This is a genomic window from Bradyrhizobium denitrificans, assembly GCF_013179005.1.
Classification (GTDB): domain Bacteria; phylum Pseudomonadota; class Alphaproteobacteria; order Rhizobiales; family Xanthobacteraceae; genus Bradyrhizobium; species Bradyrhizobium denitrificans.
In genome coordinates this window covers 144,879-168,597 of the sequence record NZ_JABFDP010000013.1, presented here as the reverse complement: position 1 = coordinate 168,597, position 23,719 = coordinate 144,879, and the positions used below count along the sequence as shown (strand labels likewise).

Below are 23,719 nucleotides of genomic sequence, written 5' to 3'. Positions count from 1 at the left end.
GCGGCACTACTCCGTGGGCTTGACGTGAGGGTCATGAATCTCCTCGGGATGGAAGATCAGGCGATAGGTCCGGATGGCGATCAGGAGCACAGCCGAGACGTCACCGATCCAGGCGATGGCGAAGAACGGCCAGGTCGGCATGTGCAGGTCGTAGGTGAGGACGTTGTCCTCATAGGTGCCGCGCACCTTGTCGAACAGGGTCCAGGTCTGCACCGTCACGACGAACAGCAGCACCAGGGTGGCAAAGATGTCGATCCAGCGCTGGTAGCGCGGGCCGACATTGCCCCAGATGAGATCCACGGTGATGTGGGTGCCGCGATACGATGTCGCAGCGATGCCCCAGAAGATCAGGATGCCGAGCAGCATGCGCCCGATGTCGAAGGAATCCGGGATCGAATAGTTCAGCGTGTTTCGCAGCAAGACCGACAGGAAGATGTCGAGCGCGACGATGCCGACGAAGAACGCGGCGATCCACTCGATGCCGTCGATGATCCGGTCCATGAAGGCGCGCTGCATGGCGTCCCCGTTCTAACAATTCAGGTTTGCATCTCGAAGATGTGGAGCGAGTTGCTGCGCAGCGCGCGTTGGCCCGGCCTCTCCCCGCCTGCGGGGAGAGGCCGGATTGCATCGTCAGATGCGACCCGGGTGAAGGGGGCGCTCCGCACGGTCTGTGCGCTTGGCTGCCCCTCCCCCCGACCCTCTCCCCGTGAAGAACGGGGAGAGGGAGCGCACCGTCCGCCGCGCAACAGTTTGGCTATCGAAGACTCTACTGCGCCAGCGCGTTGTACTTGGCGAGTGAAGCTTTCAGCTCGGTCATGGCGGCATCGGCGTCGATGCCGGTCTTCTTGACGCCGTCGGCCCAGGTCTTGAACAGCGGCTCGGAGGCCTTCTTCCAGGCTGCGGTCTGTTCCGGCGTCAGCTTGTAGACCTCCTGGCCGGCTTCGGCCTTGATCTTGTCCACGCCCGCATCCTCGAACTTGCCCCAGGGCTCGCCGACCCGCCCCGCGGCCTCGGTGTTGCAATTGTCGTCGATCGCCTTCTTCTGCGCCGCCGACATCTGGTTGTACTTGTCCTTGTTCATGACGAAGACAAAGGTCGTCACGTACATCGGCGCGTCGATGTGGAATTTCGTGACCTTGTCGACGCCGAACAGCACCAGCGAGCCGGCCGGAAAAAACACGCCGTCGGCAACGCCGCGCTCGATGATATCGCGCACTTCGGGCGCGGATGACTGCACATTGGTGCCACCGAGCTGCGTCACGAAATTCGCGATGGTGGCATCCGCCGGGCGGATCTTCATGCCCTTGAGGTCCTCGGGCAGCGTGACCTTCTTGGTCCGCGTATGCAGCGAGGACGGCGTGTGGACGAAGGCCAGGCAGTACTTGACGTCCTTCATCTCCTTCTCGGCATATTTGCGGTACCATGCATCGAGGCCTTCGGAGCCGCCTTTGGCGTCGGAGATCAGGAACGGCAGCTCGCCGGCGCCGATGATCGGGAAACGGCCGGGCTGATAGCCGGGGTTCACATAAGTGACATCAGCGATGCCGTCGCGGGCCATGTCGTAATGGTCGAAGGCCTTGCCGAGCTGCTGCGCCGGGAACACCTTGCCCTTGATGGTGCCCCCCGAGGCCTTTTCGACCGACGCGGCCCAATCCTCCAGCGCCTTCTGCAGCGGATGGCTGGCCGGGACCCAATGCGAGATCTTCAGATCGAACGTCTTGTCCTGCGCGAGCGCGGGGGTGACACCGGCAGCCAGCGCCAACGCCAGAAGCGTCTTCCTCATCGAGATCGTCTCCTTCCATCGGTGGGCCTTCGAGGACCCTTTGCTTCATTGTTATAGCATATAAACATCATTGCAAGCGTGACGGCACACCTGCCATCGCTGCACGCCGCAATGCGCGCGCCCATCGCTTCGGTTGCGCCAAGTATGACAGACCAAAGTCGAAGACGCACGGCATTTCATTAACACGTTAAGGATCTGTCGTGCACCCGAAATTGCACGGTCCGACCATCACAGGACGAAATTGCCGCATCGGAGGGCTGGGCGCCTGCGACATCGTGCGGGGTCCGTCAGAGCGTCTGAGATGCACCGTTTCAAACGCAGGTGCAAAAGACGTTTGAAACTTTGTAGGCGGTGCAAAACGCGCGCTGATGTCGTTGACTGTGGGACATCGCCAGCCATCACTGAGACCCGCATGAGCAGCATTCCCGCCGGCTTCGAACCGCATTTTCGCAAGAGCCCGTTCACCGATCCCTGGGAGCCGCTCTACGCCAAGAAGACCGACAAAGCCGTCATCCTCGGCCTGCGGCTCGCGACGCCGCACACCAATTCGCGCGGGCTGATCCACGGCGGCCTGATCGCCTCGCTCGCGGACAATGCGATGGGCTACAGTTGCGCTCAGGCGCTCGGCTGGGAGGTGTCGCTGGTCACGATCAATCTCGCCGTCGATTACATCGGCAGCGCCGGGATCGGGCAGTGGCTGAGCGTCGAGAGCGACGTGATCAAGAGCGGACGCACCATATGCTTCGCGCAGAGCCTGGTGCTGGCCGATGACACGGTCATCGCGCGCGCGAACGCGACCTTCCGCCTGGTGCCGAAGCCGGCGTGACGCCGTCAGCCGAACCGCCAGTCACAGGTCGTGGCGATCAGGTCGATGAAGGCGCGCACCTTGGCCGAGAGCAGGCGGGAGCTCGGAAACACGATGTGGATGGGGACCGGGGGCGGCTCATATTTCGCCAGCACCCGCTTGAGACGGTCGCCGCGCAAGCCGTCGGCCGCCTGATAGGCCATCACGCGGGTCACGCCGCCGCCCGCCTCGGCATATTGGATCGCGGTGTCGGCATTGTTGGTGACCAGCCGCGGGCTGACCGCGATCCGAAGCTCCTTGCCGTCCTTTGCGAAGCGCCAATCATCGGCAGCGCCGAATTGGATGGTTTGGTGCTTGGCGAGCGCCTCGGGCGTCCGTGGCTCGCCATGATCCTTGAAGTAGGCAGGCGCGCCGACGACAACGCGACGCATGCTGCCGACCTGGCGGGCCACCAGCGAGGAATCGCCGAGATGGCCGATGCGCACCGCACAATCGACGCCGTCCTCCACCAGATTGACCTGGCGATCCTCAAGACGCAACTCGGCGGCGACCTCGGCATAGCGGCTCAGATAGGCCGCCATGACGGGACCGACATGGAGCCGGCCGAAGCCGACCGGGGCCGAAACCACCAGCCGTCCAGCCGGCTGCAGGCGCTCGCTCTCGGCGGCGAGTTCCGCCTCCTCCAGATCGGCCAGGATGCGCCTGGTCCGCTCGAGATAGCGCCGGCCGGCATCGGTCAGCGTCACCGAGCGCGTCGTGCGCTGCAGCAGCCGGACGCCGAGATGCGTTTCGAGCGCGGCGATCAGGCGTGTCACCGCCGAGGGCGACAGCTTCAGCCGCCGCGCCGCCGGCGCAAAGCCGTTCAGATCGGCCACCGTGACGAAGGCCTGCATGGCGTCGATGCGATCCATCCGATCATTGCAGCATCTGCAATGATCCAGTGTCAACCCGCCTGATTATTTCCGACGCCAAGCGGGACCATATTGGCGGGACGGCGGCAGCCATTGCCGCATCGACAAGGAGTCATTGCCATGACCCAGACCGCCACCCGGACGTCCGCCGACGTCATGTTCTCACCGGCCGTCAAGGCGATCCAGGCCCGCAAGGGATCGCGCGAGAGCTATGCCCGTGTCGCGGAGACGCGCGGCTTTCGCCGCGAGGTCGACGCTGATCTCGCCGACCGTCTCGCCGAGGCCACCAGCTTCTATCTCGCCACCGCCTCGGCCGACGGCCAGCCCTACATCCAGCATCGCGGCGGGCCAAAGGGCTTTCTCAAGGTGCTGGACAGCCGGACGCTGGCGTTCGCCGACTTCAGCGGCAACCGGCAATACATCACGCAGGGCAATCTGTCGGAGAACCCACGCGCCTATATTTTCCTGATGGACTACGCGCATCGCCGTCGCGTCAAGATCTGGGGCACGGCCCGCGTCGTCGAGGACGATGCCGCGCTGACAGAGTCGCTGATGCCTGCGGGCTACAGAGCGCGTCCGGAGCAGGTGATCCTGTTCACGATCGAGGCCTGGGACACCAACTGCCCGCAACACATCCCGCAGAAGTTCGATGCGGCCGATGTCGCGGAGGCGATTGCCGTCCGCGACACCCGCATCGCCGAGCTCGAAGCCGAGCTGGCGCGATTGAAGGGCGAGCCCCGACCCGCCGTCTAGCTCAGGCGGCCTGCTGCGCGCGCCCCCAATCGAACTCCGGAAAATACTGCACCATCATGCGGTCGGCATAGGCGACGAGATTGCCAAAGGTCTCGGTGCGGCGGCGAAGCTCGGAGTCGAAGAATGGCGTGAGGATGCCGGCGATGACCGCAAATGCCGTCGCGTCGGTGCCGCAGGGACGATCGCCCATCAGATAGGGCCGGTCGCCGAGCTGCACCGACAGCGCCCGCAGCGAGCGCGCAGCGAGATCGACGTCCTCGTCCGGCGCATGGCGGCCGAGCCCGGAAATCAGATAGTTCTCGGCGACGCGAAACTGCGCGTCCTCGCGCAGCTTCTCGCGCTTGTCCGCCGGCACACCGTCGAAGAAATGCGCGGGACCCTTGGCGAAGTTCACCGGGTCGACCCAACGCGCGCCGACCAGCGCGAAATAGAGATGATGCTCGATCATGCGCTCGAACGCCCAGGCCTGCGCCCGCGCGCGCACATCGAGGCCGGAATCGAAATCGAAACCATAGCGGTGCTCGATATGCGCACGAATGAAGGTCGAATCGGCGATCAGCTCACCGGCATCGTCGATGAAGGGCAGCTGGCCCTTGGGCGAGGCCGGCGGCATCGCGCGCTGCTTCCGAAAAGCGAGGCCCGCCATCGTCAGCTGGACCTCCGTCTTGGTGACGAAGGGGCTGATCTCCGGCAGGCCGAAGCCCGCGCCCAAACCAAACAGCGTGATCATGACAGCACTCCCGACTTCCTGAGCAGACGCCGGAGGCTACGAACATGCTGCTGCCACCATGGTGTCAGCAGCGGCAGTAGCGTGGTGGCAAGGCCAAGGCCATAAAGCATCATCATCGACATCACCCCTTCAATCTCGTTGTTGGCCCGGTATAAGGACAGGCTGCTGCCAGCATCCTGTCAGCATCGGCGGGGTGATCGCTTCCGCAGGACACACCATGAGACGCGCCGACCGGCTGTTCCAGATCATCCAGGTGCTGAGACGCACGCGGCGTCCGCTGACGGCGGATGCGATCGCGGCCGAGCTGGAGACCTCGAAGCGCACGATCTATCGCGACATCGCCACGCTGATCGGCCAGCGCGTGCCGATCCGCGGCGAGGCGGGCATGGGCTACATCCTGGAAAAGGGTTTCGATCTGCCGCCATTGATGCTGACGCCCGACGAGATCGAGGCCGCCGTGCTCGGCGCGCAATGGGTGGCGGTCAATGCCGATCCGGTGCTGGCGCGCGCGGCGGAGGACCTGATGGCGAAGATCGCCGACACCGTGCCGGAGCGGCTGCGGCCGTTCGTGCTGGAGCCGGCGAGCCGGGCGCCGCGGCCCTGGAGCCGCGAGCCGGATCGCATCGACATGTCACGCACGCGGTCGCAAATTCACGAGGGCCGCAAGATCAGGCTCCGCTATCGCGACGAGCAGGGCCGCGACAGCGAGCGGGTGATCTGGCCGATCGCGATCGGCTATCATGACGCGGTCCGCATCCTCGCCGCGTGGTGCGAACTGCGCCACGACTTCCGCAGCTTCCGCACCGACCGCGTGGTCGAGGCGGACTATCTCGACGACAAATACCCCGAGCGCCGCGAAGCGTTGCGCGCCAAATGGCGGCGCAGCCTGGTGTGGGAGGTTCCCAAGGATGTCTGAACAACCGTCCAATCAGACTGACGCCAGCTCTTGTCAGAGCTGTGGCGCCTGCTGCGCCTATTCGTCGAACTGGCCGCGCTTCACAATCGAGGAGGATGCAGCGCTCGATCTGATTCCGGCCGAGCTGGTCAATGAGCGGCTGTCGGGAATGCGCTGCGAGGACGATCGCTGCTGCGCCCTCGACGGCGAGATCGCGCAAGCGGTTACCTGCCGGATCTACGCGATCCGTCCGGAGGTCTGCCGGACCTGCATGCCGGGGGACGCTGAATGCGCCATGGCGCGGCGCAAATTCGGCCTGCCTGACCTGACCTGACCTGACCTGACAATCGGCTCAGGTTGTGACGGGCGCAAGCTCGTCATCGAGCTCGTCGTCGAGTGGCGCGACAGGCGACAATGGCATGGTCGACAGGGAGATCGGCTTGCGGCTGGACAGCGGGGCTGACCGCCCGCTCTTGCGGGATTGGGCGTAGAGCGCCGCGCCGACGCGTCCGCCAGCATCCGACAGATCCTGCTCGCTGCAGCTGGAGGCGATCGCCAGCGCCAGCGAATGCAGATGGGCGCGACGGTAACAGAATAGCGCCAGCATCGCCCTCACATCGGCCGACACGCTCTCGACCAGAGCGGGCAGCCCGTTCTCGTCCGCGCGGTAGAGCGCGCCAAGAAGCTCATCGCCGACCGGGCAGTCGTCGCTGTCGAAGGCATTACGGCTGGCAAACATTGCTCGATCCTCTTGCCGAGAGGATGCGACGCGAATCGCTAACGTCTGGTTAACCATGTTGGAGAACGGAGATCAGGCCGTCAGCCACCGCCCCAGTCGGCAAGGCGAAGGGGGACTCGGCGACGTCAGCCGTTGGCCGCCATGAAGATCGACAGTCCGAAGCCGGTCAGATGATGCAGCGCCTGGTCAACGCCGATCAAAGTCCAGAACCAGGGATGCTCGATGGTCACGCCGCAGCGCGACGAGCAGATGCCCTTGAGGCGATCGACGGTGATGTGAATGGCGAAGTCGACCACCGCGACGAACCAGAACTTCGGCGCCACGATCAGGATCAGCACCATGGCGACCGCAAGGTGGATCAGGCAGTGCACCAGGAGCGGCAGCGCCCAGCCCTTCCGCTGGTCCTTGCCATAGGCCATCCACGCATTTTGCAGAACGAAATCAGCAATGACGTGCTTGAAAGTGAGCAGCAGCATCCAGCCGACCAGCGCACCAACCGGAACCTGCGACGACAAAGAGGGTAAAGACAAAGCTGACGCTCTCGCTACGACTAACCTTGCACGCACCGGGAACTGGAGGCGTTCAGCGCAATCTGTTGAGAAAACCCGGCCAATTCGACGCGTATGGAACGTTTATGACATCTCCGCCGCCGAATTGCACGCGAAAGGGAACCGCAATTCGCACTCCGCTACCCTTCTCAACCCTCGTGCGAAGGATAAGGTTACCGCCCGCTCGCCAAAGCAGATGCTCGCAGAGCGCACGCGCGGCACTCACTGCCGAACTCACTCCGCCGCGTGGCTGTTCGCTTCGACCGAGAGCGCCTGAACGCGGATCTGCGCGATCGCGCGCTTCAGAGCCGCTTGGCGCGGATCCGGCATCGCCGCTGCGCGCGCTTCCGCGATGGCAGCGGCGAGGTCCGAGATCGGTAGCACGCCGTCGAAGGTCGGCTTGACGAGGCCGTCGATGATCGCATGCCAATCCGCAAGGCCCTGGCGATAGCCGTCGCCCTGTCCTTGGATCATGGTTGCTGTCTCGATCACAGCGCTCGCCGCAGCAGGCTGCTTGTCCAGCGCACGCGCGATCATGTGGAGCCACCGCTCGGCCCAGACGCGCTCCTCGGCATAGCGCACCGACTGCAACCGCCAGCGCCGCAGCCCCGCCATCATACGCAGGCGACGCACCGCGAGACGCGACCGGGTCGAGAACCGGACCTTGAGCCGGCGCCGCCCCAGCCATCCGATCTGCTCGAATCCCGTGAGCAGCGAATCGGCAAGCGCCTGTGGCAGCACGCCGATCAGTTCGTCGAGCCGGAACCGCCGGAGATCATCGCCGTCGCGGCCGCGGATCGCCCGCCCCGCCTCCAGTTCGGCCAATCTGAGCTGGGCGATGCGGATCGGATCCTCATAGGCCATGCGTGCGGCCAGGAGCTGTGCGATTCGGCACAGCGCGGCGGCATCGACGTTCGATCGGCGCACAAAGCGCTGGAGGCGATCAACATAAAGCTGGGCGTAACGCGCGCCCTGATAGTCCATCAGCAGATGAATGCCGTCGCTGACGGCGGCAGCGGCGGCGTCCGGCAGGCCAGCCGGCAGGAAAGGCGGCTCGCCATCCGCGTCGCCGATGATGTCGGCAAACAAATATCGCAGCGAGGACCGGACACTTTCCACGGCTGTCAGCGCTCCCCGGTCACGCCGATTTGGCGACCACCGCCGGTGCGGCAGATTGCTGCGCCAGCCGCCGCTCCAGGGTCTCGATGTTCTGGAACAGCCGGGCGCTGGCCAATCGCAGGAAATAGAACGCGAAGGCGGGGTTCTGGACGTAGAGCTGCTCAACCTGATCGTAGGATACCGACAGCACGAGCCCGCCTTCGACGCATTCCAGCGTCTGCGTGCGCGTATTGGACGGCGATATCATGCCGAACTCGCCCACAATCGCCCCGACCGGCAGCTCGATTCCGGATTCAACCAGACGGAAGCGGCCACTGACGATGTAGTACATGCTGTCAGCCTTCTCGTCCTTGTAGAACAGCACCTCACCGCTCGCGCATTTGCGTTCGGTCATGAAGGGCTTCAGCCACTCCATGGACAGGTCGCTGTTGACCGACTGCTTCACGTCGCGAACCAGCTGCAGCATCTGGTGCAGGCGATAGCTGTTGAGCGGCAGCAGCACCCCGTGCAGCACCAGCACGGGATAATTGTGCATCGGCAACGCCGTCGCGATCAGTACGACATTGGTCAGGATGGCAAAGACCCGCAGCGGGATCATCGTCCGCATCGACAGCGTCGCGACCACGAAGATCGACGCGAAGAGGCTGCCTGCGGCGCCTGCATGTTCGACCAGGTGAGAGGTATCCATCGGGATCAACCAGACTCTTGGATGCAGGAGGACGGGCGAGTTGGTTCCGGCCTCCATGGCGAATTTAGCGTGTCAATGCCCACTTGTGATATACGGCGAACAGACGACGTTTGAACCGGTATTCGAGTCAGGACGAAAAAATTCCCACCGCCGATGCTGGCGTGAGGTCGGCCTCCCCCGGCCGAGCCCCTGGCATCGTTGACCGGCCTTCCCTGCTGAGAGCACTTTGCCGCCATGTCCCCGCAGTGCTCGATCCGCGACAGGCGCCCACCGCCGATGGCCTAACCGCAGCCCATCCTGGGCTTGAAGGCCCGCTTTGCCGTGACGACCGGACGACAGACACAGACGACACCTGGCGCGGGCGAGGTCCCTGGCCGTTGCGCTCGGAATGATCGGCCATGGTCCGGCTGACAGTGGACTCCCGCCGGTCGCTGGATCATCGCCCTGCCCTGGAAATGCCCTGCTGTTTTGTCGTCCAACGGGCTGCCGGGGTTCACCAGGCCGCCCGGATCAGCCGTCTCGCGGCGTGTCTCGGGTCTGGGCACGGCCTGCTCGACACGATCTCCGGGGTCGCCGCACCGGTGGTACTCGGCTGAGGCGTGCCCCACGTCGCGGATGGCTGTTCGCGGAGACCGGGATCGCCAAGATCGTCCCCGGCGATCCCCGCCCGCGGCGGGGCTCGTCGTGGAATCATGCTCACTCGTGTCGGTGCTCGCGGCTTTCCTGATGGTGCGGCGGCGCGATTCCTCCGCGCTGTGGTGGGCCGTGGTGACCGGGGCCACGACAGGTCTGGCGACCTGCTGCCGGTCCTGCCGCTGGTCCCGGTCGTCGCCGCCATGCTGATGATCTCGGGCCTCGGCAGCTTCGGTTGAGGACCGCCATTCTCGCTCTGGCGCGCCACCCGGATCTATTGCAGAGCATCGACGCCGAAGACCAACGCCGCGCCATGGAGCACAGGACATGACCCACCAACGGACCGAGGAAGCCGCGGAGGCGCCGAGCACGCCGGTGCTGACCATCGATGGTGCGCGCGCCACGATCCGGCTCAATCGCCCCCGACATCTCAACCGTCTGCAGCCGGAAGATCTCGGTGCCCTGATCGCCCTGTTCGATCGCGTCGAAGCCGATCCCAGCCTGCGCGTCCTCGTCCTGACCGGCACAGGACGCGCCTTCAGCGCCGGCTACGACCTTGGCGCGATCGGTGGCGCAGCCGAGACGAGCCCAGCCGGCGGCACGGGCCCGTCCTTCGAGAGCGTCGTCGATCGGCTGGAGGATCTGGCCCTGCCGACGATCTGCCGGCTCAATGGCGGGGTCTATGGCGGATCGACCGACCTGGCGCTGGCATGCGATTTTCGCATCGGGATCGACGCGGCCGAGATGTTCATGCCGGCCGCGCGGCTCGGGCTGCACTACTACCCGAACGGCATCAAGCGCTACGTCTCCCGGCTCGGCATCGACAACGCCAAGCGCCTCTTCCTCACGGCAGAGAAGATCGGCGCGGCGGAGATGCTGCGCATCGGCTATCTCACCAGCATGGTCGCAAGCGACGCGCTCGATGCGGAGGTTGGCCGCTTAGCAACGCTGCTGGCCGCGAATGCCCCGCTCGCGATGCGCGGCATGAAGCGAGCTATCAACGACTTTGCCCGCGGGACCCTCGACGAGGCGGCAGCCCGCCGCAGACACCAGGACAGCATGGAAGGAGAAGAAATAAAGGAGGGAATGAAATCGTTTGCAGAGAAGAGAAGGCCACGATTCTGAGCGCAATGTACTCGCAGACCTTCTGCATTTTGCATGCATCCTACTGTATCCAGACGGTGTGCTGACACACGTTCAACGAACTATCGCAACAAAGCTCCAATTTGCGGTTGACAGCCTTTTGCGCGCGGCTAGCTTGGCTTCGGGCGGAGACTTTCACATGCAAGTGATAGATGCATATTGGGGGCGACGTGCTCTGGACTATGTCGATGCGATCGAAGCATCGAAGACCAGCGCAAGCGTGCTCTCCCAATTCGAGAAGATGATCGGCGACCTGGGTTTCCACGCTTACATCATGGCCGGCGTGCCGGCCCCCGGGCAGTCGCTGCAGCATACGATCCTGGCCAATGGCTGGCCGAGCGAATGGTTCGACCTGTATGCCCGAGAGCAGTTCCACCGCTACGATCCTATACCGCGGCACTGCCTCTCGACTCTGAATCCATTCGCATGGTCGGAAGCGCCCTATGACCGCAACGATGAGCCGGGGGCGCATGAGGTGATGACGCGTGCGCGCGACTTCCGATTGAACGAAGGCTTCTGCGTGCCCATCCACTATGACGATGCGGTTGGCGCGGTCAGCCTTGCGGGCGAGCGGCCCAATCTCGCGCCGGATGCCCGAGGCGCGCTCCACCTGATCAGCATCTTTACCCATTCGAGGCTCCGCGCCCTCGCGCGTGCAACGTCGGGGGGGCAGAGCCGGCGCCTGTCAAGGATCGAAGCCGAAGTGCTGAGCTGGGCAGCGCGTGGCAAGACAGCGTGGGAAACCGCACGCATCCTCGGTGTGTCGGAGCGGAACGTTCGCTGGCATCTCGAAGAAGCCCAGCGCAAGCTGGAGACCAAGAACAAGACGGCGACTGTTGCGACCGCCCTTGTCAACGGCGAGATCACGATCTGATCTGGCGTTTTTGCCACTGGAACAATCATTGGACATCGGCAATCTGCAGGCCCCAACCGCTCCAGACGACCGGGGGTTTCAATGCCTGAGATTCATGTCGTTCGCAGAGATAATCGCGCGCTCTACGAGAAATACTTTGATCCATACTACCGGCTGCGTCACGAGATCTATGTCAAGCAACGCAAATGGATGGCGCTCGATCGTCCGGACGGGCGCGAGATCGATCAATTCGACACCGAAGATTCGGTCTATCTGTTCTGTATCGACAAGGGCCAACTGATCGGCTCGATGCGCGCGGTGCCGACAATGGTGCCGACGCTGATGAGCGACATCTTTCCCTATCTCAATCTGCGCGGACCGATCCAGCGCCCGGACGTCTATGAGCTGTCGCGCATCTTTGTCATCCCCGAACGCCGTGGCGAGCATGCCGGCCCACGGATTGATCTGCTGCTGCTCACCGCGATCATGGAATATGGCATCTCGATCGGGCTGACCGGTTTTTCGATCGTCCTCGAAACCTGGTGGCTGCCCCGCTTCGAAAAATGCGGCTGGAAGGCGAAGCCCTTGGGAGTGCCGCATATGATGGACGGCATGGCCGTCATGGCCGTCCTTGTCGATTGCGATGAGAGCACCTGGAAGTCGCTGTGCAGCCAGATCGGCCTCACCCGTCCGACCCTGACCTGGCAGGGACTCGAAGGCGTCAGCCGCCAGGCCCTGCCGGATATCTTTCTTCATCTTCCGCCAGCCTTTCAGCCAGCGCAATGAGTTGTTCACGGTGCCGCGTCAGCCTCAGCTTGTGGAAGGCCTTCAGGAGACGGTGACCTAGGATCGTCGCCTCATCCACCTCCAGGGCGTAAAGGTTGGACGGCGTGTTCATAGAATCCATAGCTGACACTTCAGGTTTTGAGCCGTGACTGAACCTTCAATCGAGAAGATCATTGAGCGTCTGCAATTTTGCATTGTCGACGCTCGCGCGATGCAACTCAAAATGTTAGAAAGGATTTTGTCAATATCGTTGCTGGAGGCCCATGAACTCAAGGAAAAATGTTCGCCCCCGTCAACCAACACCAACAATTAGCGGCTCGCAGCCAAGTTTCATATCCCATCGCCCGCCGATCGAGAGCGAGCCTATCTCCGGCTGATTATCAAGCCATTGATTTAGATGCAGTTTGAACATGTGGCCCGATCCACAGCTGGCCGGAGGCGATAAGCCTGGTCGCCTCGGCCCGAATGCACGGCTCAAGTTCGCTGCCGCCAAGCCGCCGCGCACAGTGCATTTGATCCGGGGCGCGACGTCGGCCGGACACACGCAATTGATCTGCGGCGGTTAAGCCGCTTTGAAGAGCGCGCTGGCGGCCGTGACACTGGCCACAAGCGCACCAAGTTATGATCCTATTTGTCGACGAAGCGGGCGGTGTCTGCGATCGCGGCACGGCTGGTCCGGTAGGAATTGGCCTTATGGCTGAGGTCGGGATAGCCGAACGAGATGCCACAGACGATTTTGCGATCGTCTGCAAGGCCGAAATGCTGGCGCACCAGGTCAGAATGAAACGCCAGCGCCGCCTGCGGCACCGTGGCGACGCCGAGCGCCTGCGCCGCCAGCAGGAAGCTCGTCACATAGCCGCCGCAGTCGATCGCGCCATAGGTGCCGAGCGCCTCGTCGCTATGAATGATCGCCACATGCGGCGCGCCGAAGAAGTTGTAGTTCTCCAGCGCTTGCCGCGCGTAGCCCGCCTTGTCGCCGCGTTCAATGCCGAGCGCGTTGTAGAGCTGGAAGCCGCTCTCGCGGCGCCGATCGAGATAGACGCCCTTGTATTCGCGCGGAAACGGGAAGTCGCCTGCGGCCGGCTTGCCGCTCGACGCAGCCGCATACATCACCTTGCGGAACGCCTCCGTCGCCGCCCCCGAGGTGATCTCGACCCGCCAGGGCTGGCTGTTGCACCACGATGCCGTCTTCTGGGCCGCCGTCAGGATGCGCTCGATGGTCGCGCGCGGCACCGCATCGATCCGGAAACTGCGGCAGGAGAACCGCGCGGCCATCAGCTCTTCGAGGATGGCAATGGGGTCTGTCTGCACGGCTTCGGCATCTGTTTGCATTGGATGGTTCTCGCTCCGACCGATGGCCTCCCCTCATGGTGAGCAGGCGCCCAGCGCCGTCTCGAACCATGAGGCGAGATGCTGCTGCGCAGCTCCTCAGAATGAGGGCCTAGCTCCGTCCCCTGGTTGGCACCTTGTTGAACGGCACATCCTTGTCGACACGGATGTCACCGGGCAGACCGAGCACGCGCTCGGCGATGATGTTGCGCAGGATCTCGTCGGTGCCGCCAGCGATGCGCATCGAGGGCGAGGTCAGCAGCATCTGTTGAAACTGTCCCTGCGTGACCTGTTCGTCTGCGCCCGTGAGCACGCCTGCGGCGCCCTCGAGATCCATGGCATAGGTCGCGATATCCTGCAGCATGACACCGGCCACCAGCTTGCCAATCGAGTTCTCCGGCCCCGGTCGCTCGCCCTTCGACAGCGCCGAGATCGCGCGGTAGCTGGTGTATTTCAGCCCGCTCGCCTTCACCGCCCAGGACGCCAGCTTGGAGCGCGTGGCGCGATCGTCGATCGCAAGCCCGTTGTCGGTCATCAGGTTGGTGCAGAACTCGAAGATTTCTGGGAAGCCAGTGGCGAGCCTTGCACCGATCGACATGCGCTCGTTCATCAAGGTGGTCAGCGACACGTTCCAGCCATCACCGACCGCGCCGAGGCGCTGACTGTCCGGGATCACCACGTCGGTGAAATAGACCTCGTTGAACTCCTGCATGCCGTTGGCCTGCTTGATCGGGCGGACCTCGACGCCGGGACTTTTCATGTCCAGGAAGAACATCGTCAGACCCTTGTGCTTGGGCACGTTGGGGTCGGTGCGCGTGATCAGGAGGCCGTAATCGGAGTAGTGCGCGCCCGAGGTCCAGATCTTCTGGCCGTTGATGATCCAGTCATCGCCGCGCTGCTCAGCGCGGGTGCGCAGGCCCGCGACATCCGAGCCGCCGGCGGGCTCGGAGAACAGTTGGCACCAGATCTCCTCGCCGGAGGCGAGCTTCGGCAGGTAGCGCCGCTTGTGCGCCTCGCTGCCATAGGCCATCACCGTCGGGCCGCACATGCCCTCGCCGATCTGGAACGGCTGCGTCAGCTTGCCGTAGACGCCCTCCTCCTGCTGCCAGATGACCCGCTCGATCGGCGTGGCGCCGCGGCCGCCATACTCCCTTGGCCAGTGCAGACAGGCCCAGCCGCCCTCGGCCTTCTTCTTCTGCCAGGCCTTGCCGACCTCGACGATATCGGCATGCTTGAGCCGGATGCGCCCGAGCGAGGAACTCGCCAGCTCCGCCTCGAGGTCCTTCGGCGCATTGGCTGCGACCCAGGCACGCGCGGTCTCGCGAAAGGCGGCTTCCTGCGGAGTGTCATCGAAGTTCATGGTGGCTCTCTTGCGTCAGTGGATAGCTGATCTCGGGTCAGGCCTTTCCCCTCGTGGTGAGGAGGCGCCCCTTGGCGCCGTTTCGAACCATGAGGCCCCGATACGGGCCTCATCCTTCGAGACGCTGCTGCGCAGCTCCTCACGATAAGGGTCTAGGCGCGTCCCTTGGTCGGCACCTGGTTGAACGGCACGTCCTTGTCGACCCGAATGTCGCCGGGCAGGCCGAGCACGCGCTCGGCGATGATGTTGCGCATGATCTCGTCGGTGCCGCCTTCGACGCGGGTGCCGGGGGCGCGCAGCAGCATCGCCTGGAATTTGCCGGCAAGCTCCGCCTCGGAACCGCTCAGCACGCCGGCCGCCCCCTGCAGATCGAGCGCGTAGGCCGCCACGTCCTGGATCATGGGTCCCGCGACCAGCTTGCCGATCGAGTTCTCCGGACCGGGACGCTCGCCCTTCGACAGCGCGGAAATCGCGCGCATGCTGGTGTATTTCAGCCCGCTCGCCTTCACGGCCCAGCTCGCGAGCTTGGAGCGCACATTGCGGTCCTCGATCGCCGGACGATCGTCCAGCATGAGGTTGGAGCAGAAGGCGAACAGCTCGGGAAAGCCGGTCGCGACACCGGCGCCGATCGACATGCGCTCGTTCATCAAGGTGGTGAGGGCAACGTTCCAGCCGTCATTGACGGCGCCGAGCCGCTGCGAGTCCGGAATCACGACGTCGGTGAAATAGACCTCGTTGAAGTCCGAATGCCCGCTCGCCTGCTTGATCGGACGCACCTCGACACCTTTGCTCTTCATATCCAGGAAGAACATGGTGAGCCCCTTGTGCTTGGGCACGGTCGGATCGGTCCGCGTCAGCAGGATGCCGTAGTCGGAGTAATGCGCGCCCGAGGTCCAGATCTTCTGACCGTTGATGACCCACGCGTCGCCGCGCTTCTCGGCGCGGGTGCGCAGGCCCGCGACGTCCGAGCCGCCCGCGGGCTCGGAGAAGAGCTGGCACCACACCTTCTCACCCGACGCCAGCGGCGGCAGATACTGCCGCTTATGCTCCTCGGACGCATAGGCCATCACCGTCGGACCGCACATGCCGTGACCGATGATGAACAGGCCGGAGAGCTTGCCGAACGGCCCCTCCTCCTGCTGCCAGATGACGCGCTCGATCGGCGAGGCGCCGCGGCCGCCATATTCCTTGGGCCAATGCAGGCAGGCCCAGCCGGCATCGGCCTTCTTCTTCTGCCAGGCCTTGGCGACCTCAAGGATATCGGCGTTCTTCAGCCCGACACGGCCAAGCGAGGTGGCGCGCAGCTCGTCTTCATATTCCTTCGGCGCGTTGGCGGCGATCCAAGCCCGGGCTTGGCTGCGGAACGCGGCCTCCTGCGGAGTGTCATCGAAATTCATGGTTCAGACCCTGCTCTGGTAGCAATTGACCGGTCGATCTCGTCAGCGTCATTGCGAGCGAAGCGAAGCCATCCAGGGCCAAACGAAGACACTGGATTGCTTCGTCGCCTGCGGCTCCTCGCAATGACGACGGCATGTTCGGCTCTGACTCACGCCGCATTGCGCTTGCGCATGCGGTCGATCAGCTGGTCTTCCCAGTAGGACAGGCTGCCAAGGCCGAGCGCGAGCGCGTTGGCGCGGCGGTAGTACATGTGGCAGTCGAACTCCCAGGTGAAGCCCATGCCGCCATGGACCTGGATGTTGTTCTTGGCACAGTGCTGATAGGCCTGCGTCGCGCTGATCCGCGACGATGCCGCAGCCTCCGGCAATTCAGGCGCGTTGGTCGAGAGCGCCCAGGCGCCGTAATAGGCGTTCGAACGCGCCAGGGTCGCAGAGACATACATGTCGGCGAGCATGTGCTTGACCGCCTGGAACGATCCGATCGGACGACCGAAGGCGATACGATCCAACGCGTAGTCGCGGCCCATCTCCAGCGCGCGGTCCGAGCCACCGACCTGCTCGAACGCCGTCAGCACCGCGGCGCGATCGAGCACCTGGGTGATGATGCTCCACCCCTCGCCGGGAGCGCCGAGCGGCTCCGCTTTGCAGGTCTTGAACGTGAGCTCGGCCTGGCCACGGGTCGGATCGAGATTGGTCAACGCCTTGGCGTCGACACCGCCGGCCTTCGCATCGACGAGGAACAGTGAGATGTCGCTGTCGCGGCCGGTCGAGGCGGTGCGCGCCGCGACGATGATGAGATCGGCAATGGCGCCGTCAGCGACCGGCGTCTTGACGCCATTGAGGACACCGTTCGCCGCGTCCAGCCTGATCGCCTTCGGAGAGGGATTGCCCGTGCCCTCGAACAGCGCAAAGGTGCCGATCGCCTCGCCGCTCGCGATCTTCGGCAGCCACGCCTGCTTCTGCGCATCGCTGCCGGCCAGCATCAGGACCTCAGCGGCGAGATACACCGTCGATGAGAACGGCACCGGCGCCAGCGCGCGGCCGACCTCCTCGGCAATCACGCACAGCTCGAGATGGCCGGCGCCCGCGCCGCCATATTCTTCCGGAATGGCAACGCCGAGGAAGCCCATTTCGGCAAAGCCCTTCCACAGCGCGCGGTCATAGGGTGCCTGCCCGTCAAGCACGACGCGCACCGCCTTGGGCGGACACTTCTCGGCGAGGAATTTCCGCGCCTGGTCCCGCAACTGCTTCTGGTCGTCGGAGAAATCGAAGTTCATGGGTGTCACTCGCCTTTGATATTCGAAAGTATCTCCGTCATTCCGGGGCGCGCGGAGCGCGAGCCCGGAATCCATACGCCCGATCGGGGTTATGGATTCCGGGCCTGCGTGCTTCGCACGCATCCCGGAATGACGAATAGAGAGAGCGGGGACTCATCACAGTATGATCACGTCGCTGTCGGGCTCGGCGGCATAGAGCCGCTCGACCAGCGCGGCGCGGCGTTCGAGGCCGGCGCGCTGGTTGATATAGCCCTTGTCGGTCAGCTCATGGCCATCGATCGACGGCGGCTCGACCATCAGCATCGCGCGGCCGATGCGCCGGCTGCTTGCACCCTCGCACTCCTTGTTGTGGGCCTCGAGGCCGCGCCGAACGCAATCGATAACGGCCGGATGCTTCACCACGTCCGCGAATGTCGCCTCGGGATTGCCGACCAGCTGCCGGCAGGCATGCAGATTGGGCCACGCCAGCAGTCCGACATAGTCGCGGTCCTGCCCCGTCACCAGCGCATCATGGACGGCCGGGGTGGCGGCGGCGATCGCATCGGTACGCAGCGAACCGACATGCACGAAGGTGCCGGTGGTCAGCTTGAAATCCTCGACGACGCGGCCGGCGAAGATGATGCCCTGCGCCGGATCATCGGGATCGACGAACACGCCGGCATCGCCGATACAGTAGAAACCCTCCTCGTCGAACGCCTTCTTGGTCAGCTCGGGCTGGCCGAAATAGCCGGGCATCACGTTGATGCCGCGCAGCCGCAGCTCGTATTTGTCGCCGGTCGGCACCATCTTCAGCTCGACCCCGGGGAATGGCAGGCCGATCAGGCCGACGCGCTCGGTGTTCCAATAGGTGCCGGTCGAGGTCGGCGCCGTCTCGGTCGAGCCCCAGCCGGTGTAGAACACGATCCGCTCGCCGGTTGTTTTCACGGCCAGCGCCTGCATGCGCTCGTAGAGATCATCCGGCAGGCGCGCGCCGCCATAGGCCATGATGCCCAGATCCTTGAAGAAGGAGCGGCACAGCGCGTCATCCTTCTCCATCGCCGCCGCCAGCGCGGCGTAGCCGGCGGGGACATTGGCGTAGTAGGTCGGCGACACCTCCCGCAGATTCCTGATCGTCTCGTCGAACAGGCCGGGCATCGGCCGGCCATCGTCGATGTACAGCGTCCCGCCCTCGATCAGCAGCGGATTGAACAGCGCATTGCCGCCCATGGTGTGATTCCATGGCATCCAGTCGAGCACCGTCGAGATCGGCGCATCGGGCCCGCGCGGGCGCGTCTGCATCATCATCGCCGCATTAGCGCACATCATGCGCTGGGTGTTGATGACCGCCTTGGGCATGCCGGTCGAGCCGGAGGTGAACAAGAGTTTGCCGACGGTCTCCGGCGTGATCTGCGCGACCGACGCCGCGACCTCTGATGTCACCGGCGTCGCCGCCAGATCGGCGAAGCCGACGCTCGGAACGCCGTCACACGGACGCGCGACATGGATCACGGTCACGCCGTCGAGGTCGAGCGCCTTCAGCGCCTTCTCGAAGGCCGGGCCGTCCTGCACCATCACGACGCCCGGCTTCACCAGCCCGAATAGATATTTGAGCTTGAGATGATCGTGGCTCATCAGCGAATAGGCCGGCGACACCGGCGCCGCCGGCAGCCGCGCCTGCATCGCGGCCATCGTCAGCAGCGCATGCTCGATCGAATTGCCGGAGAGGATCGCAACGGGACGGCCGTCGAGCTTCAGATTGAGCAGTCCTTGCGTCAGCCCATCGACGGTGCGCTTGGCGTCCGCATAGGACAGCTTGCGCCATTGCCGCTCGGGCCCGCTGCGTTGCGCGAGCCAGGTCCGCGTCGGAGCCTCCTTGGCCCAGCGGGCGAGCGGCGCGGCGAGATGCGGCTCATAGGCCTGCAGCGGAATGCGCGACTTGATGATGATGACGCCATCGGCACGGCGTTCGACGTCGATGTCGCGCGCCAGCCAATTGACCTTGCGGAATGCCGGCTTCTCCAGCACCTTCGCTGCCGTCCCGTCCATTTTGCGTCTCCCGAAATATCGTCCTTTACGGATCTTGATATCTAGCGGTTGGTATAGACCGGCTTGCGCTTCTCAAGGAAGGCTTGAATGCCTTCCTTGAAATCCTCCGAGCGGCTGCACAGCACCTGGTTGCGATCCTCCATGGCGATCACCGCATCGATCGATGCGGCGTCGACGCTCATGTTGAGACACTCCTTCGACAGCCGAAGCCCGACCGGCGAGGCGCTCATCATCGCATCGATGAAGGGCGCGGCGGCGCTCTCGAGCATGTCCTCCTCGACGATCTCCGACACCAATCCGACCATCAGCGCGCGCTCGGCGCCGATGAAGCGGCCGGTGAGGATGAGCTCGGAGGCGATGGACACGCCGACGAGGCGCGGCAAAAAGTAGCTGGTGCCGATGTCGCAGCCGCCGAGTCCCAGCTTGACGAAGGCGCAATTCATCCGCGCCGAGCGCGAGGCGATGCGGATGTCAGCGGCCAGCGCCAGCGCGAAACCGCCGCCGGCGGCCGCGCCCTGCACCAGCGCGATGATCGGCTGCGGACAGCGCCGCATCAGCATCACGATGTCCGCAATGCGCCGCTGCGAGTCGAGCGACTCGGTTACGCTGGGCGGCTCGTTGACGCCGCCACGCCGCTGCATCGCGGCCTTCAGGTCGAGCCCGGCGCAGAAATTCTGTCCCGCGCCCTTCAGCACCACGACGCGCGTGGTGCGATTGCGCTGCAGACCCTCGAAATAGGTATTGAGCGCGTCGATCAGCGTGGAATCGAGCGCATTGAGACTGTCCGGACGATTGAGCGTCACCCGGTCGACACCATTGTCGTGCTCGATCAGCAGCGGTTGGGACATGCAAAGCTCGCTCGCTTCAACAATGCGCCGGAGGTCGTTACTGCGCCCTCTCCCCTTGAGGGAGAGGGCATCACCGACATCAGCCCCGGATTCGCTCGGGTGAGCGGTTTATCTCGACATTCTCACGCGCTGAGAGAGACCCCTCACCCGTCGCGCTTCGCGCGCCACCCTCTCCCACAAGGGGAGAGGGGGCACCTTAGATGGAACGACTAGCGCGGCGCCATGCGGATGGCGCCGTCGAGACGGATGGTTTCGCCGTTCAGCATCGGGTTTTCGACGATGTGGACCGCAAGGTTGCCGTATTCCGAAGCATCACCGAGACGGGCCGGATGCGGCACCTGGGCGCCGAGACTCTTGCGGGCTTCTTCGTTCAGACCCATCAGCAGCGGCGTCAGGAACAGGCCGGGCGCGATGGTGTTGACGCGGATCTTCTGGCTGGCGAGATCGCGCGCGGCCGGCAGCGTCAGGCCGACGACGCCGCCCTTCGACGCCGAATAGGCGATCTGCCCGATCTGGCCTTCATAGGCCGCAACACTGGCGGTGTTGATGGCAACGCCACGCTCTTCGCCGATCGGCTCGGCGGTAACCAGGCGCTCCGCAAACAGCCGCAGCACATTGAAGGTGCCGATCAGGTTGACGTTGATGATGCGGGCGAACTTGGCGAGCGGATAGACGCCGTCCTTGCCGACGATGCGCTGCGAGCCGCCGATGCCGGCGCAGTTCACGAGCACGCGGGCGATGCCGTGCGCGGCCTCGGCCTTGGCGATGCCGGCCTTGACCTGGTCCTCATTGGTGACGTCGGCATGCAAGGCGACGCCCTTGATCTCGGCGGCGACCTTCTCGGCATTCTCCAGGCTCTGATCGAGCACGGCCACCTTGGCCCCCTTGGCCGCCATGGCGCGTGCCGTGGCAGCGCCGAGACCCGAGCCACCGCCGGTGATGAGAACGGCAACATTGTTCAACTGCATGATGGTTCCTCCGTCTTTTGTTATTGGCGAATAGCGAGTAGAGAGCAGCGAATAGAGGGAAGCCGCTATTCGCCACTCGCCCCTTGCAATATTCCGCCGCAGATCAGCGCCTCCATATGGGCGATGTACTGGCGGCAGACATCATCGGTGACCGGACCCACGCCGATGGCGCGCGACATCGCATGGCGGCCGAAGAACAGATGATCGCAGGCGCCGATCAGGCTGGTGTAGAACAGCACCGGATCGACGGCGCGAAACTCGCCCTGGGCGACGCCCTCCTCGATCAGCCGGCGGTGGAAATCCAAGAGCGGCGCGACGAAGAACTTCGACACCTCGTCGGCCGCCTCGGCGCTGCTCTCATGCAGCAGATAATGGATCAGCCGGTTCATATAGGGAAACCGGTGATAGGCGCGGATGATGCCGCTGATATGCAGCTTCAGTTTGGCCGTCGGCGAAATCGGCTGCGCCAGGAGGTATTCGAGATTGGCCACCTCGGTCGCGGCGTCGCGCGCGAGCAGCGCCAGCAGCAGGCCATCCTTGTTGCCGAAATGGTATTTGACCAGCGCGGCGTTGGCGCCGGACTTCTGCGCGATGTCGCTCAGCGAAATCTCGATCGAGGAGCGCGCGATCATCAGCTCGCTCGCCGCATCCAACAGCTTCTCCGCGGTGGCATTCCGCCCCGCGGGAAGTTTCTCCGGCACGCTGTTCTGAAGCTGTGGTCTCAAGACGTGTCTCGCTAATGATTGAGCCAGATAAGCCGAAGCCAGAGTTGATCTCAAGAGTTAATTGATCGATTGACTAAGGCTCAATCGCGCATTTAAATCGGCGCCAATTACGAACACCAAGTCTAGGGAGGAAACGTCATGGCGGAAGCCTATATCGTCGCGGCTGCACGCACGGCCGGCGGTCGCAAAGGAGGCCGCCTGGCCGGCTGGCATCCGGCCGATCTCGCCGCGAAGGTGCTGGACGCGCTGGTCGAGCGCTCCGGCGCCGCGCCGGACCAGGTCGAGGACGTCATCATGGGCTGCGTGATGCAGACCGGCGAGCAGTCCACCAACATCGCGCGCAACGCGGTGCTGGCCTCGAAGCTGCCGGAGAGCGTGCCGGGCACCTCGATCGACCGCCAATGCGGCTCCTCGCAGCAGGCGCTGCATTTCGCGGCCCAGGCCGTGATGTCCGGCGCGATGGATGTCGTGATCGCCGCGGGCGTGGAGTCGATGACGCGGGTGCCGATGGGCCTCGCCTCGACGCTGCCGGCCAAGAACGGCTTCGGGCATTACATGAGCCCGAACATGCAGAGCCGCTATCCGAATATCCAGTTCAGCCAGTTCACCGGCGCGGAGATGATGGCGGAGAAGTACGGGCTGTCCAAGGACGAGCTCGACGAATACGCCTATAATAGTCATCAACGCGCGATTGCCGCGACACAAGCCGGCCATTTCAAGGACGAGATCGTCCCGCTGCAGATTACCCGCGCGGACGGCTCGACCGACACCCACCATATCGACGAAGGCATCCGCTTCGATGTCAGCCTGGACGGCATCAAGGGCGTCAAGCTGATCGCCGAGAACGGCAAGTTGACGGCGGCGACCGCGAGCCAGATCTGCGACGGCGCCTCGGGCGTGATGGTCGTCAACGAGCGCGGCCTGAAGTCGCTCGGCGTCAAGCCGATCGCGCGCGTGCATCACATGACGATGATGGGCGGCGATCCCGTCATCATGCTGGAGGCGCCGCTGCCGGCGACGCAGCGCGCGCTGCAGAAGGCCGGCATGTCGATCGACGACATCGACCTCTATGAGGTCAACGAGGCCTTTGCCTCGGTGCCGACCGCCTGGCTCAAGACCACCGGCGCCGATCCTGAGAGGCTCAACGTCAATGGCGGCGCGATCGCGCTCGGCCATCCGCTCGGCGGCTCCGGCACCAAGCTGATGACCACGCTGCTGCATGCGCTGAAGCAGCGCAACAAGCGCTACGGCCTGCAGACCATGTGCGAAGGCGGCGGCATGGCGAATGTGACGATCGTGGAGCGGCTGTAGGTCCCGCCTCAATAACGGTGTCGTCCCGGCGAAAGCCGGACCCAAAGCCACCGAATTGAATGTCGGGCGAGTTGGAGCCACAGCTTGCTCTCA

General features: G+C 64.3%; 25 protein-coding genes. 9 read left to right on the top strand and 16 right to left on the bottom strand.

Annotation, left to right across the window (positions count from 1 at the left end; all coding sequences use genetic code 11):
• Window positions 1-6: 6 nt before the first annotated feature.
• Entirely contained in the window at window positions 7-516 is a 510-nt protein-coding gene (locus HL671_RS16205) for a TRAP transporter small permease (RefSeq protein ID WP_012046908.1), read from the bottom strand.
• A gap of 250 nt (window positions 517-766) precedes the next feature.
• Window positions 767-1,783, bottom strand: coding sequence for a TRAP transporter substrate-binding protein (locus HL671_RS16200; protein ID WP_012046909.1), 1,017 nt, complete (start codon window positions 1,781-1,783; stop codon window positions 767-769).
• Between the two features lie 412 nt (window positions 1,784-2,195).
• Between HL671_RS16200 and HL671_RS16195 the strand changes: the two genes are divergently transcribed.
• Window positions 2,196-2,609, top strand: a complete 414-nt coding sequence (locus tag HL671_RS16195) for a PaaI family thioesterase (protein ID WP_012046910.1) — start codon at window positions 2,196-2,198, stop codon at window positions 2,607-2,609.
• A gap of 5 nt (window positions 2,610-2,614) precedes the next feature.
• Here HL671_RS16195 and HL671_RS16190 read toward each other — a convergent pair whose 3' ends face one another.
• Window positions 2,615-3,499: a LysR family transcriptional regulator gene (locus HL671_RS16190; protein WP_172236989.1), complete on the bottom strand. Its 885-nt coding sequence runs from the start codon at window positions 3,497-3,499 to the stop codon at window positions 2,615-2,617.
• Between the two features lie 120 nt (window positions 3,500-3,619).
• Here HL671_RS16190 and HL671_RS16185 point away from each other — a divergent pair, with 120 nt between their 5' ends.
• On the top strand, window positions 3,620-4,252 hold the full coding sequence (locus HL671_RS16185) for a pyridoxamine 5'-phosphate oxidase family protein (protein WP_012046912.1): 633 nt from the start codon (window positions 3,620-3,622) through the stop codon (window positions 4,250-4,252).
• Between the two features lies 1 nt (window position 4,253).
• Here the strand turns inward: HL671_RS16185 and HL671_RS16180 are convergent, their stop codons facing one another.
• Window positions 4,254-4,982 carry a glutathione S-transferase family protein gene (locus HL671_RS16180; protein ID WP_172236988.1) on the bottom strand — a complete coding sequence of 243 codons (729 nt, stop codon included), beginning with the start codon at window positions 4,980-4,982 and terminating at the stop codon, window positions 4,254-4,256.
• Between the two features lie 217 nt (window positions 4,983-5,199).
• Between HL671_RS16180 and HL671_RS16175 the strand changes: the two genes are divergently transcribed.
• Both HL671_RS16175 and HL671_RS16170 read left to right on the top strand, forming a co-directional pair.
• Entirely contained in the window at window positions 5,200-5,898 is a 699-nt protein-coding gene (locus tag HL671_RS16175) for a helix-turn-helix transcriptional regulator (protein ID WP_012046915.1), read from the top strand.
• Window positions 5,891-6,211: a YkgJ family cysteine cluster protein gene (locus HL671_RS16170; protein ID WP_172236987.1), complete on the top strand. Its 321-nt coding sequence runs from the start codon at window positions 5,891-5,893 to the stop codon at window positions 6,209-6,211. Before HL671_RS16175 ends, HL671_RS16170 begins: the two co-directional genes overlap by 8 nt.
• Window positions 6,212-6,229: 18 nt before the next feature.
• Here the strand turns inward: HL671_RS16170 and HL671_RS16165 are convergent, their stop codons facing one another.
• The 4 genes from HL671_RS16165 to HL671_RS16150 form a co-directional block, all read right to left on the bottom strand.
• Entirely contained in the window at window positions 6,230-6,616 is a 387-nt protein-coding gene (locus HL671_RS16165) for a hypothetical protein (RefSeq protein WP_012046917.1), read from the bottom strand.
• Window positions 6,617-6,741: 125 nt separating this feature from the next.
• Window positions 6,742-7,092, bottom strand: coding sequence for a DUF3307 domain-containing protein (locus HL671_RS16160; protein ID WP_012046918.1), 351 nt, complete (start codon window positions 7,090-7,092; stop codon window positions 6,742-6,744).
• A 306-nt stretch (window positions 7,093-7,398) separates the two neighbouring features.
• Entirely contained in the window at window positions 7,399-8,283 is an 885-nt protein-coding gene (locus tag HL671_RS16155; protein WP_012046919.1) for a DUF6537 domain-containing protein, read from the bottom strand.
• A gap of 19 nt (window positions 8,284-8,302) precedes the next feature.
• Window positions 8,303-8,971: a Crp/Fnr family transcriptional regulator gene (locus HL671_RS16150; protein WP_012046920.1), complete on the bottom strand. Its 669-nt coding sequence runs from the start codon at window positions 8,969-8,971 to the stop codon at window positions 8,303-8,305.
• Window positions 8,972-9,663: 692 nt separating this feature from the next.
• Here HL671_RS16150 and HL671_RS16145 point away from each other — a divergent pair.
• From HL671_RS16145 to HL671_RS16130, 4 genes are all read left to right on the top strand, one after another.
• Complete coding sequence (locus tag HL671_RS16145) at window positions 9,664-9,843, top strand: hypothetical protein (RefSeq protein ID WP_172236986.1); 180 nt, start codon at window positions 9,664-9,666, stop codon at window positions 9,841-9,843.
• A gap of 88 nt (window positions 9,844-9,931) precedes the next feature.
• Entirely contained in the window at window positions 9,932-10,729 is a 798-nt protein-coding gene (locus HL671_RS16140) for an enoyl-CoA hydratase/isomerase family protein (protein WP_172236985.1), read from the top strand.
• Between the two features lie 157 nt (window positions 10,730-10,886).
• Entirely contained in the window at window positions 10,887-11,621 is a 735-nt protein-coding gene (locus tag HL671_RS16135) for a helix-turn-helix transcriptional regulator (RefSeq protein WP_041751056.1), read from the top strand.
• Window positions 11,622-11,702: 81 nt separating this feature from the next.
• Entirely contained in the window at window positions 11,703-12,386 is a 684-nt protein-coding gene (locus HL671_RS16130; RefSeq protein ID WP_012046923.1) for an acyl-homoserine-lactone synthase, read from the top strand.
• Window positions 12,387-13,013: 627 nt separating this feature from the next.
• Here HL671_RS16130 and HL671_RS16125 read toward each other — a convergent pair.
• The 8 genes from HL671_RS16125 to HL671_RS16090 all read right to left on the bottom strand — a co-directional run bounded on the left by HL671_RS16125 (window position 13,014) and on the right by HL671_RS16090 (window position 22,315).
• Complete coding sequence (locus HL671_RS16125) at window positions 13,014-13,661, bottom strand: nitroreductase (RefSeq protein WP_012046925.1); 648 nt, start codon at window positions 13,659-13,661, stop codon at window positions 13,014-13,016.
• A gap of 166 nt (window positions 13,662-13,827) precedes the next feature.
• Window positions 13,828-15,075 carry an acyl-CoA dehydrogenase gene (locus tag HL671_RS16120; RefSeq protein WP_012046926.1) on the bottom strand — a complete coding sequence of 416 codons (1,248 nt, stop codon included), beginning with the start codon at window positions 15,073-15,075 and terminating at the stop codon, window positions 13,828-13,830.
• 152 nt (window positions 15,076-15,227) lie between these two features.
• On the bottom strand, window positions 15,228-16,472 hold the full coding sequence (locus tag HL671_RS16115) for an acyl-CoA dehydrogenase (RefSeq protein WP_012046927.1): 1,245 nt from the start codon (window positions 16,470-16,472) through the stop codon (window positions 15,228-15,230).
• 149 nt (window positions 16,473-16,621) lie between these two features.
• Complete coding sequence (locus HL671_RS16110; protein WP_012046928.1) at window positions 16,622-17,749, bottom strand: acyl-CoA dehydrogenase family protein; 1,128 nt, start codon at window positions 17,747-17,749, stop codon at window positions 16,622-16,624.
• Window positions 17,750-17,905: 156 nt separating this feature from the next.
• Window positions 17,906-19,774: an AMP-binding protein gene (locus HL671_RS16105; RefSeq protein ID WP_172236984.1), complete on the bottom strand. Its 1,869-nt coding sequence runs from the start codon at window positions 19,772-19,774 to the stop codon at window positions 17,906-17,908.
• Window positions 19,775-19,815: 41 nt separating this feature from the next.
• On the bottom strand, window positions 19,816-20,622 hold the full coding sequence (locus HL671_RS16100) for an enoyl-CoA hydratase/isomerase family protein (RefSeq protein WP_172236983.1): 807 nt from the start codon (window positions 20,620-20,622) through the stop codon (window positions 19,816-19,818).
• Window positions 20,623-20,831: 209 nt separating this feature from the next.
• The gene (locus tag HL671_RS16095; RefSeq protein WP_009027628.1) at window positions 20,832-21,590 is read right to left on the bottom strand and encodes an SDR family NAD(P)-dependent oxidoreductase; all 759 of its coding nucleotides are present in this window, start codon (window positions 21,588-21,590) and stop codon (window positions 20,832-20,834) included.
• A 65-nt stretch (window positions 21,591-21,655) separates the two neighbouring features.
• Window positions 21,656-22,315 carry a TetR family transcriptional regulator gene (locus HL671_RS16090; protein ID WP_012046931.1) on the bottom strand — a complete coding sequence of 220 codons (660 nt, stop codon included), beginning with the start codon at window positions 22,313-22,315 and terminating at the stop codon, window positions 21,656-21,658.
• Between the two features lie 138 nt (window positions 22,316-22,453).
• Here HL671_RS16090 and HL671_RS16085 point away from each other — a divergent pair, with 138 nt between their 5' ends.
• Window positions 22,454-23,626, top strand: coding sequence for an acetyl-CoA C-acetyltransferase (locus tag HL671_RS16085; protein WP_172236982.1), 1,173 nt, complete (start codon window positions 22,454-22,456; stop codon window positions 23,624-23,626).
• Window positions 23,627-23,719 lie beyond the last annotated feature (93 nt).